Raw genomic sequence first — 16489 nt, 5'->3', positions numbered from 1 at the left:
CCGATAAACAAACTAAGTTTGTAAAATATTTCTAGATCGTTAACGAATGCAGCAATTCACTTTAACAAGGGTTACCATTTTCTACCCATCTCTGAAAGCGGTTAACGGCTTAAAAAGATTTGAGGGATTCAATTTTTCCAAAAGACGATACTACCAATATCTAGTAATGTAAGCGGATAAGTGATTGAAAATTTTGCTAAAAAGGAGATTTGACTGACATGGCTTTAATGGAATCAACTGTTAAACAAATGAACAAAAACACTCAAAACATTCAACATAACGAATACCATAAGCTCAGCCTTTCTGAACGAATTGGCTACGGTCTTGGGGACTTTGCCCAAAACCTCGTATTTGGTACAGTTGGAGGATTCCTAGCTCTCTATCTGACGACCGTTAATGCCATTGGTACGGCAGCAGCTGGGTTCATCTTCTTGTTTGTCCGTATCGTGAACGTATTCTGGGATCCGATGGTTGGTACCTACGTCGATAAACATACCTTCAAGAACGGAAAATATCGTCCTTGGCTTCTAATTGCAGGGATTCCACTTATTATCTTATCAGCGATGCTCTTTGTTCCAATTCCAGCCATTCGTGGTTCAGTGCCCATCGCCTTTATCACTTACTTTCTGCTCGACTTGGTTTATTCAGTGGTTAACATTCCTTACGGCTCGCTCAATGCTTCACTTACACGTGACCCTGAATCCGTAGATAAAATCACAACTACTCGAATGATGTTGGCTAATATTGCTAACCTCTTGGTTTACACACTGTTTCCAATGTTTGTTCAAATGGCATCCCCATTAGACCGTTCGGCCAAGGACACAGGTTTCTTTGGTCTCAAGATCAACATGGGTACGTATACAGATGCATCTGCAAGTCACGCTTGGTTTGGGGTTTACATGGTTTACATGGTACTTGGTGCTGTGGCGCTGTTCTTCTGCTACCGTCTTACAAAAGAACGCGTGGTCGCAACCGCGGAACAATCGGCAGAAGTGAAAGCGACCGACCTGTTCGTTGAATTGAAGAACAACAAACCACTCGTTATTCTAGGTCTATTCTTTATGCTTGCCTTCACCTTCATGTTCTTCATGAACACAGTGAATGGCTTCTTTAACCAATACACGGTCAACCACTCAGACTGGATGGGTGCAGTAGGTCTCATCGCCTCCATCCCTGGTATTGCTTTCCCAGTCTTTTGGCCAAAATTAAGGAAAATCTTCGGTAAAAAGGGATTCTTCCATTTCTTCCTTGGTATGTTTGTTGTTGGTGAAATCCTTACTTGGGTATGGTCGTTAGATGGCATGCACGATTCACTCACCCTTGCCTATATTTCAACCTTCATCAAACAGTGGGGTCTTACTTCAGCAACTGGTTTCATGTGGGCACTCGTTCCCGAAGTTGTCTCTTATGGTGAAATGAAGTCTGGCAAACGTAACGCTGCGATCATTAACGCGATCATGGGTCTTTTCTTCAAGATTGGCTTCACTCTTGGCGGTGCCGTTCCACTCTGGTTCCTTGCTGCCTATGGCTTCGATGGACATGCGGTGAAGCAAACAGCTAGTGCTCTTTCCGGTATCAATATCACAGCTATCTGGATTCCAGCAGCGCTTGCTATCGTTTCAATGATTGTGATGGCTCTTTACCCGCTATCAGATAAAGACGTCGAAGCTATCAATAAGCAACTCGATGCTTCTCGTGCCAAAGCAAAAACTATCTGAACTGTGAGTCACAAATAGATACTATAAAAAATACAAACCCACTCTTTTTCGTTTGAGTGGGTTTGTATTTTTTACCGGCCCTCATAGGAAAGTGCTGGAGTAATAAGCCGCCATTTAGCACGTTTCATTTAGTTTGTCCATTTAACAAACTAAGATGCTAATTTTTTTTTAAAAGACTAACTGTTTCTTACAACCACCCTTTGCTCTGCCTTATGCCTACTATACAGATGCGAGTACGTTTGCAGACCTTTTCGTTTCTTCCATCCAAAAAAGCTAGTTTAGCCATGCATTAGTAAGTTTGTGTAATAAATAAACAAAGTTTTGTGTTAAAATTGATTTACTACTAGATAAGGAGTTTTTTATAAAGTGGGAACCATGACATGGAATCATCAAACGGTAAAAAGAAATAACAAAGCCCTTGTATTACAAATGATTATTGAAAAAGAGCCGATATCAAGAGCTGATATTGCTCAAATAACAGGGTTGAATAAAGCAACAGTGTCTTCTTCCGTAAATGAGTTATTGGAACAGAAACTTATTTACGAATCCGGCACCGGGGAATCCAGCGGTGGCCGGCGACCTGTGATCCTGCATTTTAACAAGACGGTCGGATATGCCATTGGCATTGATATCGGTGTGAATTACATTCTATGCGTGATGACGGATTTAAAAGGGAATATTTTGTTAGAGAAACATGAAAGCGTTAACCGAACCCCCTACCCTGCGATTATAAGCAAAATCCAAGATATGATTGGGTCGATCATAGATGAGATGCCTAACAGCAGGTATGGAATCGTTGGGATTGGTGTAGCTGTGCCTGGGATCGTGAACACAAATGGAACGGTCCTGCTAGCTCCAAACTTAGGCTGGACCAACATTGGATTAAAAAAGGACCTTGAGGACTTATACCATGTTCCCGTAATCATTGAAAATGAGGCGAATGCTGGGGCGATTGGTGAACAACAATTCGGTGCGGGTCAAGATTATCAGAACATCATCTATATAAGTGCTGGAATCGGAATCGGTGTTGGAATCATCATAAACAAAGAATTATATCAAGGAAAAAATGGGTTCTCCGGTGAAATGGGTCATATCATTATTGATCTCAATGGAAAGCCTTGCAGCTGTGGGAGCAGAGGCTGTTGGGAAGCATATGCCTCTGAAAATGCCCTTCTGGAAAATCCCGGCTTTGATTCACTTGAGACATTGATTCAGTTGGCTGAGGGTCGTAATGAAATGGCCAAGAGTCACTTTGAAAAAATCGGTAAGTACCTTGGTTATGGAATTAATAATATTATTAACACCTTTAACCCCGATCAGGTCATCATCGGCAATCGATTAGCGTTGGCAAAAGAATGGATGGAGCCGCCAATTCGGACTACGATTGAAAAACACACTCTTACGCTCCATCAAAAGGGGCTGCACTTGGATTTTTCACGGCTTGGAAAATATTCAAGCGCATTAGGTGTTTCTGCTTTTGTTGTTGAGAACTTTATTAAAGCCGAGTAAAAACGGGTTAGTCCCCCCGCAGCGGGGAGAAAATGCCTAAATGCCACAGGGACGGTTCTAGCACAAGAACGTCCCCATGGTCCCACTTCTCGTCACCCATGATCAAGCATTTTGTATTGGGCTTTCACTAATTCATAATAGATTCCTTGTTTAGCCATAAGCTGTTCATGATTTCCCTGCTCCAGGATATGTCCGTGATCAAGAACCAGGATGTTGTCGGCTTCCCGGATGGTTGATAACCTGTGGGCAATCATAATGGCGGTTCTTCCTTTTAATAACGTTCTTAATGCCTTTTGAATCTTGACCTCTGATTCCGTGTCAATACTGGCGGTGGCTTCATCCAAAATGAGAATTTTTGGCCCAGCGAGAAGGGCCCTGGCGAAAGAAAGGAGCTGACGCTCACCCACCGACAAGATATTGCCCCGCTCTTCCACCTCGGTTTGATAGCCATTCGCAAGCTGGTGAATAAACGAATCGGCACCTACTACCTTCGCGGCAGCGATCACTTCCTTGTCACTGGCTCCCGGATTTCCAAAACGAATATTTTCCATAATCGTACCTGAAAAGATAAACGTGTCCTGCAGGACCACACCTATTTGCGAGCGCAGACCCGCAATCGACAATTCATGAATGGGATGCCCATCGATTTTGACCACACCCGAGGTAGCATCATAGAAGCGGCTGACCAAGTTAGCAATGGTCGTCTTCCCGGAGCCCGTATGGCCGACAAGCGCAACCGTCTCTCCCGCTTTTATCGAAAAAGAAATACCGTTTAATGCCTTTCTTGATCCATCATAGGAAAATTCCACATCCTCAAACTCAATCTGCCCTTTAATAGAAGAGAGAATCATAGGTTTGGAGGCCTCCGACACCAGCGGTCTTTCATCTAAAAACTCAAAAATCCGCTCCGAAGAGGCCATTCCGATCAACAGCTGATTATACAGCTGGCCAAGTCGCGAAATCGGCTCCCAGAACATCCCTAAATAAAAGGCAAAGGAGACAAATTCCCCGATTGTACTTTCACCACCCGAAACAAGAAATGCCCCGTACCAGATGAGAATGGCTGTCCCCAATGCATTGGTGACCTCGACAAACGGTCCAAACATGGCATTTTTATGGACTGCTTGTTTCCACGTATCAAAGTTTTCCTGGTTGACTCCCTTAAAAAATTGAATGTTTTCTTTTTCCTGGGTAAAGGCCTGCGTGACGCGGATGCCTTGAATGCTTTCATTTAAATGGGAATTGAGTTTCGACTGAACGAGCCGAACTGATTGCCACTGCAGCCGAATCTTTTTTCGCAGGCTGGTGGAGATGAAAAACATGATCGGCAAAATTACCATAATCGCAATCGTTAATTTGGCATTCAAAGAAAATAAGATAATAATAACCGACAGCAATAGGAGAAAATCGGTTAATAGATTAATCACTCCGCTTGTAAACAGCTCCTGCAGGGAATTAATATCATTCATAATCCGCACAAGAATCGACCCGCCCGAGCGCTGGTCGAAGAACCTGTGTGATAAGGACTGTACATGTGTAAACAAATGCTGCCGCAAATCATAAATAACATTTTGCCCAAGCTTATTCATCCAGCGGATTCTTAGCAAATTGACAAAATAGGATAAAACATACAACCCTGAAATGATGAAAATCAGCTGGAGCAATAAGGTGGTATCTTTTTCAACAATCGCCTTGTCAAGGGTATAGACGCCAATTAAAATCGGGATGATTAAACGGATGGCGGTTGAAATGATCACTGTCATAAACGAAAGGGGCAGTAAATTTTTTGTATATGGCTTTAAGTATTGCAGCAAGCGCCACATCTGCTGCCAGTTAAACGATTTATCTATCACTTCATCCTGAGAGTAATGAAACCGCTCGAGGATGAGTTGTTTCTTTCGTTGTTCCTCCATGTTTCACTTATCCTCCCGCCTTTTGCAAAATTGCTGCCTGATCCTGATATTGGATATTGTAGATACGCCGGTACGCTCCACCATGGGCGAGCAGCTGTTCATGTGTGCCGCGTTCGATGATCCTTCCCTGATCCAGCACCAAAATTTCATCGGCATGCTTTAGTGAAGAAATACGATGGGCAATAATAAACGTCGTTCTCCCCTTCATGACTTCTCGAAGGGCCTTTTGAATATGAAATTCCGTTTCCATATCGACCGCGCTAGTGGAATCATCTAAGATGAGAATCGCCGGATTCATGCAAATGGCACGCGCAATCGCAATCCGCTGTTTTTGCCCCCCGGAGAGCCCCATTCCCCGTTCCCCCAGCTTCGTGTCATATCCATCAGGCAGCTCCATAATAAAATCATGAGCCTGGGCCCGTTTGGCCGCATCGATAATTTCCTCCAGCGCCGCATCTGGTCTTCCGTACGCTATATTGGCCTTGATCGTGGATGAAAACAGAAAGGTTTCCTGTAAGACAACGCCAATTTGCGAACGCAGCATTTTCAACCCGTATTCCTGAATCGGTTGATCATCAATCACAATCGTTCCTGCCGTCGGTTCATAAAAACGGGACAGAAGCTGAATCATACTGGTTTTCCCAGAACCTGTTGCACCAATAAGCCCAATCGTTGTTCCAGGAGGCGCGGAAAAGGTGATTTCCTTAAGCGCGGCCGCCTCTTCCGATTGATAGTGGAACGTGACCTGCTCAAAGTTCACCTTTCCTGCCAATCTGCCGCTATTTCTGATGTCATCGCTATCCATAATCGATTCATCTGCTTCCAATACTTCAAGAAGCCTTTCGCCGGAAGCTTTTGCCTGTGAGAACATATTGATGGTGAATCCCAGGTTCATAATCGGCCAAATAATATACCAAACAAGACTGTAAAAGGCGACTAGCTCCCCGGGCTTTAACGCTCCACTGATCACTTGAAATCCGCCATAGGCAAGCAAAGCGACAACGGAAATATTGCCGATCAGCTCCATCAGCGGAAAATATTTCGACCATACCACCGACGTAGCCAGCTGCTTGGTCCTGTACTCCTGATTGGAGGAGTTAAAGCGCTTTGTTTCCTCCTTTTCTTTTGACAGGGCTTTAACCGTATGGATCCCGTTAATATTTTCCTGCACCATGGTATTTAAGCGGCCGAACGATTCGCGAATCCCACGGAACGCCGGGTGGACGGCTCGATCGAACTTATGAACCACCACACTTAAAAAAGGCAGGGACATCATCGTGACCAAAGTCAAGGAAACGGAATAATAGAACATCACACAAAGACTGGTCCCCACGACAATGACAAAGCGAAGGACCTCGCTAAAGCCGAAGGATACAAAAAAACGAAAACCTTCCACATCCGCAGTCAAACGGGACATTAAATCCCCTGTCTTTGCGTTATCGTAATAGCTGAAGGATAGCCGCTGCAACTTTTCATAGAGAGCATTTCGGAGCAGGTACACGGATTTAATACCGAACATATCTGCCAAATAATGCTGAATGAAGGTTGAGAAGGCTTTTACCCCCATGATCACGATAAATCCCAAGGCAATCCACGGCACCCAGTCATATTTCCGCCCAAGTACGACATCATCAATGGTTACCTGCAAAATGACCGGATAGATGACGGTAATCGCAGCGACAAGCAGCATAAAGAGCAACGACCAGATAAAATCCTTTTTAAAAGGAAGATAAAACAGCTTCAACTTTTTAAAAACGAACATTTTTTCCTCCTTATGTAACCCAAAAATTTACATACCTTACATTTATATAGATTAAAGTGAGAAATATTTCGAAAATCGTTAAATTAGGTTATTTCAATTTTTGAAAACCTCCTCCCCCTTTCGTGCCCTAAACCGGCATTCATGTAAACCTTTCCAATAGTTTAGCAGGACGATTCCCTCCCTCCTATTGGCAAAACCATAGATTCATTGGTTAAAATAAAGTCTTTTAACAAAAAGCGCAAGCGCCCGTTTAGCGGCGTATGGACTGGAGCGCTCCAACCGAGATAAAGGAAACACGAAGAGCGGAGCGATTCGATGTTGACTTATCGTAGGGTGGAGAGCGAAGTACACTAGCCGCTGGGCGCTGGAGCTGGATTCAGAGAGCCATTTGAAATTATCCACAATAAATTATTTTATAATTTCCTATACAACACAAAAAAAACGTACCACCCTTCAACGTGGCGGCACGTTTCTTCTATTAATATGATTTATGGCTCTTTAGTCAATGCCTGATCGGCCAGCAAAAGCGCCCCTATAATCCCGGCATCATTGCCTAAACCAGGGCTTACAATATATTCTGACAGCTCTGGCAATGAAACATACTCACGGAGAAATTCCTTCAAGTGCTGGTAGATCGAAGGGAATACCTGTTTCTGGTTCATGACGCCGCCGCCCAGGATAATTTTTTTCGGTGAAAGAATCAAAATATATTGCATCAGTGCCTGGGCGATATAGTAGCCTTCTAATTCCCATACTTCCTTTCTGTCCACTAACTCTATTCCTTTTTGCCCCCAGCGCCCTTCAATGGCAGGGCCGGCCGCCAATCCTTCCAGACAATCACCGTGGTACGGGCACCGCCCCTGATATGGATCCTCCGGATGACGCCTAACCAAAATATGCCCCATTTCCGGATGAGAATGCCCCTGAAGCATCTGCCCCTGAACGAGCGCTCCTGCTCCAATTCCTGTTCCAACTGTTATATACAAGCAGCTATCCATCCCTTTAGCTGCACCAAAAGTCGCCTCGCCTAACGCGGCGGCATTCACATCCGTATGAAATCCGATGGGAACCCCAAATTCATCCTCAAACCCTTGCACAAACGGATAATCCTTCCAACCTGGTTTTGGGGTAGACGTGATGTGCCCGTATGTGGGGCTTTCCCGGTTAACATCAACCGGGCCAAACGAGCCAATTCCAATCGCTTCGATCGGGTATTTTTTAAAAAATTCAATGACCTTCGGAATCGTTTCATCCGGGGTAGTGGTAGGGATTTGAATTCGGTCCAATATTGTTCCTTTTTCGTCTCCAACGGCACAAACAAATTTTGTCCCGCCAGATTCAATTCCACCAAGCATTCGCAGTTCCTCCTAATCTATTAGTCATTAAACCGGCCTGCGCCTTTCAGGAAATGAAACAATGCCCCGATTAGGTTTGCATCATTATCAAATTGACAGGCTTGCACTTCTATTCGCAACGTTGAAATGTCGTCCCTTAATCTCTTCAATTCACGATTGATCCCGTCAATCACTTCCTGCCGCTTGCTGATGCCGCCGCCAATGAGGATTTTTTGCGGGTCCAAGGCATATTTTAAATTATAAATTCCGATGGCGAGCCGTTTATAAAATTCTGCAATACTCTCCTTGGCAATTGTGTCCCCTTCTTCGGCCAAACGAAATACTTCTTCCCCGTTCAACGTTCCTTTTGCCAGTGACTTTCTCCTGGCAACCTCCTCCACTAAAGCATGGGTCGAAGCCGTCTTGCTCCAGGTTTGATCAAGCGGGTTTTTAGACTGTGCTCCCATAATCATGTAACCAAACTCCCCGCCGTGGAGAGATGCGCCGCGTAAGATCGATTGGTTCATGACGATACTGCCGCCAATTCCTGTACCTATGACAATACAAATATAGTATTCCGTGCCTTTTGCTGCACCTAACCATCCTTCCGCCAAAGCGGCGCAATTGGCATCATTTTCGATGGATACCGGAAAACCCGTTCGCTCCCCTATGAGGTCTGTCATACAAACTCCATGTATATACGGAATCGCACTGGCACCGCCAATAAATCCTGTTTTAACATTTACCGCACCGGGTGAACTTAAAGCAATGCCTTGCAATTCAAATGAATTCGAATATTCTTTTGTTACTTGGCTAAGTTTTTGCAAGAAACTTTCTATTCCATCACAAGGAGTTGGAAACTTCCCACTTTCTAATTTCTTTCCTTCTTGATCCATCACAGCATATTTGACATAGGTGCCGCCCACATCGAATACCATGTACGCTTTCAACCGACTCACCTCAATTTCGTCCGCTGCCCATTTCATGGTTAAAACCCATTGTTTTCGGACAACTGTTTATACCATTTCCCTGATTTTTTAACCGTTCGTGTGAGATGGTTCTGCAAATCTACTTCCACTAACCCATATCGGTTTTTATAAGCGTTCGTCCATGACCAGTTATCCATGAAGGTCCATAGGTGATACCCCAGGCAATTCGCTCCCTCTTCCAGCGCTTTATGTACCCATTTCAAGTGTTCCTGGATAAATTCAATTCGATAATCATCCTCAATAAACCCTTCCGCATGACGGAACTTTTCTTCCCCTTCCACACCCATTCCATTTTCCGAAATAAAGAATGGCAGATTACGATAGTTGTCACGAAGGTCAATCATAATATCATAGATCACTTCCTCGCAGATTTCCCAACCACGGTGCGGATTGATTTTCCTGCCTGGCATGTTATACGGATCAAAGAGATGTTCCGGCATAAATGGAGCATTCTCCGGCTCAGGCTTCTCTTTCGCTTTCACCCGGCGCGGCTGGTAGTAGTTCACGCCTAATAGATCAATCGGATGATTTCGAATCACTTCCAAATCACCGGCCTCCACGGCTGGAAGCAGGTCTCTTTCTTTTAAAATATCAATCAAAGCACGGGGATACTCCCCCTTTGTGACCGGATCAAGAAAGCTGCGATTAAAGAACAGATCCGAAATATGGGCAGCCTTCACATCTTCGGCATCCTGGCTCCGTGGATAAGAGGGGGTGAGATTGAGGATAATGCCGATTTTCCCGTCCACATTCATTTTTCTAAAGGCTTCTACGGCCTTCGCATGGGCCACAATGGTATGGTGGGCAACCGTTGCCCCCCGTTTGAAATCTACTATATTTGGATAATGCCAATTATATAAATACCCGGCCTCAACCGGGACGATCGGTTCATTAAAGGTAAACCAATATTTCACACGGTCGCCAAATAAGCGAAAGCAGGTCTCCGCATAATTCACATAGGCGTCGATGACCTCCCGGCTTTCCCAGCCGCCTTTTTCCTGCATGCACATCGGCATATCGAAATGGTATAAATTCATAAATGGTTCGATGTCTTGAGCAATCAATTCATCGATGACCTGGTTGTAAAAGGCAACGGCCTTCCCGTTTACTTCACCCGTTCCATCCGGAATCAAACGTGACCATTGAACCGAGGTTCGAAAGGAGTTATGGCCCGTTTCTTTCATCAGCTGGATATCTTCTTTAAACCGATGATAGAAATCCGATGTATGTTCCGGGCCCACCCCCTGATGAAAACTAGCAGGTTCCATGCTGTACCAATAATCCCAGATACTTTGCTTTCTTCCATCCACCAGCGCTGCGCCTTCCGTTTGCGGGCCTGATGCGGCACTTCCCCACCAAAAGTTTGTTGGAAAACGATAGGTAAGGTTATCCTCTTGCAAACGATTATTCATTGATGATCACCATCCTGTTATTTAATTTTTCTCCATTCACTTGGTGTCGTTCCCACACTTTTTTTGAACTGTTTATAGAAATAAGCTGTATCCGAATACCCGACCTTTTTGCCAATTTCACCTGCACGGTAATGGGTGGTTTTGAGGAGCTCCTTTGCCTTTTCCAATCGGTATCGGTTTAGGTATTCTGAAAAAACCGCCCCTACTTCTTTTTGAAATAATTGCCCTAAATAGATGGCATTAACATGAAACTGCTGGCCCAATGTTTTTAACGAAATCCCTTCATCATAGTGGACATGGATATAATCAAGGACATTTTGGACAATCGGACTGCGATTATTAACTTGCTTATGGATGGAAAAAATTAATTCCTGGCAATATTCCTTCAAAATGGCCTTCATCTCGTCAATATCAGAGCTATACACGATTCTTTCGATGGCAGCTGTATGATAGGAAAGATCGTCCGGCTGCAGCGAATAATGAATATAAGAAAGTAAATCAACGATATATTTTCTGGCAGCTGGCGGGGAGATAAAGCTGGAATGCTTGGTGAGATCCTGAAAAAAAGAATCAATCCGCTGAATCACTTCTCCCTCTGCTTTCAATAGCTGCTTGACAATCGTTTCTTTAAATTCTTGCTGTTTTTTTAATTCTTCATGCTTATCAATCGTCAAATGTTCGGAAAGAAGTACATTTGGGCAGGAATATAGCTGCAATAAGCTGTATTCCCTTGCTCTCATAAAGCTTTCCTCTAATTCGTCTACCGTTGTTACCGGCTTTCCCATCGCTAAATAGAATAAACCGGCCTCTCTTTCCTCATCCTTTAGCTGCTCGACAAGGCCTTGGTTAGATCGATACAGGTCCTTTTCCTTTTCGCTCCCTAAAATAATGACCAAGTCTTGATTGGGACTGAATAAACAAACGGCTCCGCAATATTCCTCAATAAAGGTTCTGAGCCCCTTTAAAATCTCCACACGGTCATAGTTTTCAAAGCTTAAAATCGAAACGGCATAATACGGCTGAGTAAACTGGATATCATATAGTGACAATCTTTCCAGACAGTCGTTCTTCTCAATCTCGCCATTCAAAAACCGCCACAAGGTATTATCCAATAGGGTGGACGGTTCCTGTGCCTGATTACCGCCCGACACGGCATTCATTTTCCGGCCTACATTTTGAACGGTCGTTAATAATTCTTCCTCATCCACTGGTTTGACTAAATAGTTTTCGATCCCTAATAACAGACCTTGCTTAATATACTCGAATTCTTGGTAACCAGTTAAAATAATACATTTCACCTTCGGCTGGATTTTTTTCGCTTCCTCAATTAAATCTAAACCGGACATTTCTCCCATTAATATGTCTGTAATAAGGAGGTCGACTGGATGTTCTTTAAGATAAGCAAGCGCCTCTTCCCCGCTCTCGGCACGCGACACAATTTCATACCCATAGTCCTCCCAATCCAGGAGGGCTTGAAGGCCGATCGTAATTAATGGCTCGTCATCCACAAGAAGCACCTTATACATGGCTGGTCCCTCTTACTGGAATAGAAAGTGTCACAATCGTTCCCTTATCATTGATACTTTTCACAGAAATACCGAATGTATCTCCATATTTCAGTTTTAAACGTTGATGGATATTTCTTAATCCAATGGAATCCATTTCATCTCCCTCTTCACAATTAAGATGCTGGACAATCATCGCAAGATCCTCCTCCGTTATCCCCTTACCATTATCCTCCACTGTGATTTCCAACATTTCCCCAAGCTGAGTGGCACGAATGTGCAACTCATTGTCCGTACGGTTTTTTCTAAAACCATGAACAAAATAATTTTCGATGATCGGCTGCAAAATGAGCTTTTGCACAGGTGTTTGCTCCACGTCACTAGGAATATGAATATCAACCTGTAGTTTGTTTGGGAATTTAAATTGCATTAATTTTAAATACTGATTGACATATTCAATTTCTGTATATAACGGCACCGTGTCTTTTGACTCTAACGAATAGCGGAATAGCTTAGATAAATGGAAAATCATTTTACTAGACGTTTTTGAACCCTCTACAACAGCCACCATCCGTATCGCCTCTAACGTATTAAATAAAAAATGAGGATCAATTTGGGCCTGAAGCGCTTTTAATTCCGCTTGCTGCTGCTTTAAATTTAACAGGTAAAATTGTTCAATATAATTATTCAATTCATCTAACATCGAATTGATATTAACAGCAATCCTGGATAATTCATCCTCATGCTTGGATTCCGGTATCCTGGCATCCAGATTTCCGTTCTCCACCTGCCGAATAATCGCAACAATCTTATTAATTCGCCTGGAATAATCTCGAGTAAACGAATAGGAAATTAAAATGGAAATACTGATGAAGAAGATAATGACCCCCCACATCGTTCCCCTGACAATTGTCAGCTTTTGCCACCCTCGATCGGGAATCACACTGATATACGAATAATCCCCCTGGTTCGCAATGGTACTGATATAAAAATGGTCATTTCGCCACTTTATTTTTTTCTCATTGGTTTCCGGCTTTATCTGTTTGATCATATCTAAGGGAACATCCCCCTTATTGACGGAATAAACAATTTCGCCTTCCGCATCCATGATAAAAAAGGAAGCAGGCACTCCATCACGCTTTTTGACCATTTTGTCTAGACGATTGGTAGAATAAAAAATAGTAATCTCACCGATTTTTTTCAAGGTCACAGGATTGTTAACGACAATCTTTTTGGTAAACGTATCTCTTAGCTGCCTGCTTCGTGGAATACCATGCCTGCCAAGATTAGGAATTTCTTCTGATAGATACAGGCTGCCTAAATGCCCGGAAGGATCGATGATGCTTTTATTCCATCGTAAATTTTGAAAAATGAGCAGGTATTCGACAGTTGGGGTCTCCAACGAACGCAGACTGATCGCATTAATATCGCTATCTTGACCGAAATAGGCATTGAAATACGTATCAATATTATTCGGTACAAAGGACTTGCCCTCCGAAAATTTGTCGAGACGGTATTCCAAATATTTCGCATACCCATTTTGAAGGGCAAAGGACATATCATCAATGACTTCCCCGTTCACATAGAAATCCCTTTTGGACCGATTAATATCTGCATCTTTAGCGGAAAAATAATCCTCCACCCGCTCCATCGTTCTGGTATTGACGTTCACTTCTTTTTGAACAATCACTTCCGAGTAATAGTTCGTAATCGTAACGATTAAAACAATGATGGTTAAAATAATAGTGATAGATGATGCCAAGAATAGTTTATTAAATATTCTTTGAGTAAAACGTCCTTTTCTTCTTAATCCCATTTTGATGTCCTCAAATGATACTTATTGTTTTTTCTAGTCTACCACCGGAAACTACGGTTTCAAATAAAATCAAGCTGAGATTTCCCACCCAGCTTGACTTTTTTGTGCTTATTTTTGCTTGCTCTTCCAATCGTCAAATTGCTTTTGAATTTCTTTTAAAACCTTGTCAATTCCAGCTTCTTTTAACTTCTTATTATATTTTGGCAAGTACTCTTCTGGGTCAACAGAACCTGTTGCCAATGCCGGATAGAATTCTTTTGATATATTCGTAATGGATGCAAGCTCAGATCTTACTGGATCGCTGTTAAAATGGAAACCATGGTGCTGTTTTAGCAGATTTGTTAAACTCTTCGAATTTAGCCCACTTATCTTTAGGGTCATTTTCATACAAATCCAAAACAAAGAAGTTTCCAAGTGAATAAGATGGAACATTATAACGATCGATACGTGCTGGAAGGTCTTTAATCGTTCCGTTGTCATTCTTTTCGTAATGTACGCCTTCTATCCCTTTGTCAACAAGGTTGCGAAGGTATGGGTCTGTGTTAAGCAGTGTAAGGAATTCCATTGCTTTCTCAGGATTCTTGGAAGTCGCTGAGATCGCCTGAATGGAACCGGATACAGAATCATTAATGGTAATCGGATCTTCCGCAGGAACAGAAACAACATCATACTTAGCCGAGCGAGACCATAATAAATCAGCATATGGCTGAGAATCACCCATGCGGACAAACCAGTTTTCTACATCCATTGGCCAGCTGTCTTTACTTGTCGCTGCATCTTCTTTAAGGAATCCAGCCTTATAATATTGATGCATAGTTTTATAGGTTTCCATAGTTAAATTAGATTCAAATTGGTTAATCACATGGTCTCGATCGCCTTCCATCGCAAAGGCAAATGGCATTTCATTATTAAAGATATAATCGTATGGCAGATAGGCTTTGAATGTTGCCATTGGCGTGACGCTAGGTTCATTCTCTTTAATCGTTTGCAGCATCGGTTCAAGATCTTCCAAGCTTTTTACTTTGGAAAGATCAAAGTGGTATTTGTCTACAAGACGTTTATTAAAGGTATAAACCGATTGTCTGGCAGCCTCTTTATTCGTAGGAACGCCATAAATTTTTCCATTGACCTTAATTCCTTCTAACAGGGCCGGGTTGAGAGCTGCTTTAAGCTCTTTTCCCTCTTTTTCTAACATACCGTCAATGTCCTTAAAGGCACCTTTTTGGGCATTTTGAACGTAAGAGGTCCCATTGGTAAAAATAATATCAAACGGTTCCCCTGAATTGATCATCACCTGTGATTTTTGATCCCAATCACCCCAGTCAATTTGCGTCATTTTCACTGTGGCATTGATTTTTTTCTTTGTGTACTTGTTGACTTCTGCAAAAACTTTTTCAGTATCTTTTTGCGGAGTTCCAATCGTGTACCAATTAATTTCATAAGGCTGTCCATCTTTACCGCCCTTTTCTGATGTGGAACTGTCTTTGCTTGTGCAGGCAGATAGAAGGGTTCCCGCTGCCAGTAGGGATGCGAGCATAATGCCTAACTTCTTTTTCTTCATTCCTCTTCTCCTCTTTCTGTTGATTATTCTTTAACGCCGCCAATCGTCAGTCCGCTAATAAAGTACTTTTGGAAGAACGGGTACGAGACTGCGATCGGTAAGGTGGCGATTACAACCATAGCCATTTTGGCTGATTCTTGTGGAATCGTATCAAATAAACTTGTCTGCATGATAGCGACATCCATATTTTTTCTCATAAATTCAAGATTTGCCTCAATTTTCATGAGTAAAGCTTGAAGCGGCACCAGATTAGGGTTATCAATATAAAGCAAGGCCGTAAACCAGTCATTCCAATAACCCAATGTACTGAACAAGGCAATGGTGGCAATTCCCGGTAAAGAAAGCGGGAAGATGATTTGGTAGAAGATTCTCCATTCACTTGCCCCATCGATTCTTGCCGATTCCAAAATCGATTCAGAAACAGATTTTAAGAAAAAGGTTCTCATAATGATAATATAAAACGCATTCATCGCAAGCGGCAGGATCAGTGCCCAAACGGAATTTTTCAAATGCAGGAACTGGGTGACCACGATGTAAGTCGGCACCAGTCCGCCACTGAAAAGCATCGTAAAGAATGCGAGAAATGTGAAAAATCTGCGATACTTAAATTGCGGTCTTGAAATCGCGTAGGCATAAAAGGTAATCATGAATACACTGATGATGGTACCGACAATGGTAATAAAAATCGTGACACCATAGGAGCGGAAAAAGGACTCCTTCATCCCCCAGAGATAATGATAAGCATCCAAGCTCCATTCCTTCGGGATCAATTGAAAACCGTTCCTGACGATACTTTCCTCACTTGTAAACGAAATGATAATGACATAGATAAAAGGAAAGATACACGTAAATGCAAGAATCCCAAGCAGCACACTAATAATAGCATTTGCAGCCGGATGCATATGTTGGGGGTTCCGATACTTCTTCCTAACAACCTTAGGCTTCCCCTCATTTATTTCTTCTACTGGTT

Annotated in this window: 10 protein-coding genes and 1 pseudogene; 2 read left to right on the top strand and 9 right to left on the bottom strand. The window is 42.8% G+C overall.

Going from position 1 to position 16489, the window contains the following annotated elements:
- The first annotated feature begins 218 nt into the window (after positions 1 to 218).
- On the top strand, positions 219 to 1718 hold the full coding sequence (locus M3610_RS19835) for an MFS transporter (RefSeq protein WP_251461701.1): 1500 nt from the start codon (positions 219 to 221) through the stop codon (positions 1716 to 1718).
- Between the two features lie 375 nt (positions 1719 to 2093).
- Complete coding sequence (locus M3610_RS19830) at positions 2094 to 3227, top strand: ROK family transcriptional regulator (protein ID WP_251461849.1); 1134 nt, start codon at positions 2094 to 2096, stop codon at positions 3225 to 3227.
- Between the two features lie 92 nt (positions 3228 to 3319).
- On the opposite strand, the gene M3610_RS19825 is transcribed toward M3610_RS19830, so the two are convergent.
- The 9 genes and pseudogenes from M3610_RS19825 to M3610_RS19780 form a co-directional block, all read right to left on the bottom strand.
- Positions 3320 to 5140 carry an ABC transporter ATP-binding protein gene (locus tag M3610_RS19825; RefSeq protein ID WP_251461698.1) on the bottom strand — a complete coding sequence of 607 codons (1821 nt, stop codon included), beginning with the start codon at positions 5138 to 5140 and terminating at the stop codon, positions 3320 to 3322.
- Positions 5141 to 5147: 7 nt separating this feature from the next.
- Positions 5148 to 6902 carry an ABC transporter ATP-binding protein gene (locus M3610_RS19820; protein ID WP_251461695.1) on the bottom strand — a complete coding sequence of 585 codons (1755 nt, stop codon included), beginning with the start codon at positions 6900 to 6902 and terminating at the stop codon, positions 5148 to 5150.
- Between the two features lie 488 nt (positions 6903 to 7390).
- Entirely contained in the window at positions 7391 to 8257 is an 867-nt protein-coding gene (locus M3610_RS19815; RefSeq protein WP_251461693.1) for an ROK family protein, read from the bottom strand.
- A 20-nt stretch (positions 8258 to 8277) separates the two neighbouring features.
- The gene (locus M3610_RS19810; RefSeq protein WP_251461690.1) at positions 8278 to 9222 is read right to left on the bottom strand and encodes an ROK family protein; all 945 of its coding nucleotides are present in this window, start codon (positions 9220 to 9222) and stop codon (positions 8278 to 8280) included.
- A gap of 2 nt (positions 9223 to 9224) precedes the next feature.
- Positions 9225 to 10637, bottom strand: coding sequence for a glycoside hydrolase family 1 protein (locus tag M3610_RS19805; protein ID WP_251461687.1), 1413 nt, complete (start codon positions 10635 to 10637; stop codon positions 9225 to 9227).
- A gap of 17 nt (positions 10638 to 10654) precedes the next feature.
- Entirely contained in the window at positions 10655 to 12163 is a 1509-nt protein-coding gene (locus M3610_RS19800; RefSeq protein ID WP_251461684.1) for a response regulator transcription factor, read from the bottom strand.
- A complete protein-coding gene (locus M3610_RS19795) occupies positions 12156 to 13958 on the bottom strand; it encodes a sensor histidine kinase (RefSeq protein WP_251461681.1) in 1803 nt (600 codons plus the stop codon). The genes M3610_RS19800 and M3610_RS19795 overlap by 8 nt, the downstream gene beginning before the upstream one ends.
- A 108-nt stretch (positions 13959 to 14066) precedes the next feature.
- A pseudogene (locus M3610_RS19785) lies at positions 14067 to 15519 on the bottom strand (ABC transporter substrate-binding protein).
- 23 nt (positions 15520 to 15542) lie between these two features.
- Positions 15543 to 16421 carry a carbohydrate ABC transporter permease gene (locus M3610_RS19780; protein WP_251461847.1) on the bottom strand — a complete coding sequence of 293 codons (879 nt, stop codon included), beginning with the start codon at positions 16419 to 16421 and terminating at the stop codon, positions 15543 to 15545.
- Between the last annotated feature and the right edge of the window lie 68 nt (positions 16422 to 16489).

The organism is Neobacillus sp. MER 74, assembly GCF_023714155.1.
This window is presented reverse-complemented; position numbering and strand designations above follow the sequence as displayed.

Bases quoted from the DNA above. Each gene is read 5' to 3' on its own strand.
- M3610_RS19815 (WP_251461693.1), bottom strand. From the start codon at position 8,257: ATGCTTGGTGGAATTGAATCTGGCGGGACAAAATTTGTTTGTGCCGTT.
- M3610_RS19830 (WP_251461849.1), top strand. From the start codon at position 2,094: ATGACATGGAATCATCAAACGGTAAAAAGAAATAACAAAGCCCTTGTA.
- M3610_RS19805 (WP_251461687.1), bottom strand. From the start codon at position 10,637: ATGAATAATCGTTTGCAAGAGGATAACCTTACCTATCGTTTTCCAACA.
- M3610_RS19780 (WP_251461847.1), bottom strand. From the start codon at position 16,421: ATGCATCCGGCTGCAAATGCTATTATTAGTGTGCTGCTTGGGATTCTT.
- M3610_RS19810 (WP_251461690.1), bottom strand. From the start codon at position 9,222: ATGAAATGGGCAGCGGACGAAATTGAGGTGAGTCGGTTGAAAGCGTAC.
- M3610_RS19825 (WP_251461698.1), bottom strand. From the start codon at position 5,140: ATGGAGGAACAACGAAAGAAACAACTCATCCTCGAGCGGTTTCATTAC.
- M3610_RS19800 (WP_251461684.1), bottom strand. From the start codon at position 12,163: ATGTATAAGGTGCTTCTTGTGGATGACGAGCCATTAATTACGATCGGC.
- M3610_RS19820 (WP_251461695.1), bottom strand. From the start codon at position 6,902: ATGTTCGTTTTTAAAAAGTTGAAGCTGTTTTATCTTCCTTTTAAAAAG.
- M3610_RS19795 (WP_251461681.1), bottom strand. From the start codon at position 13,958: ATGGGATTAAGAAGAAAAGGACGTTTTACTCAAAGAATATTTAATAAA.
- M3610_RS19835 (WP_251461701.1), top strand. From the start codon at position 219: ATGGCTTTAATGGAATCAACTGTTAAACAAATGAACAAAAACACTCAA.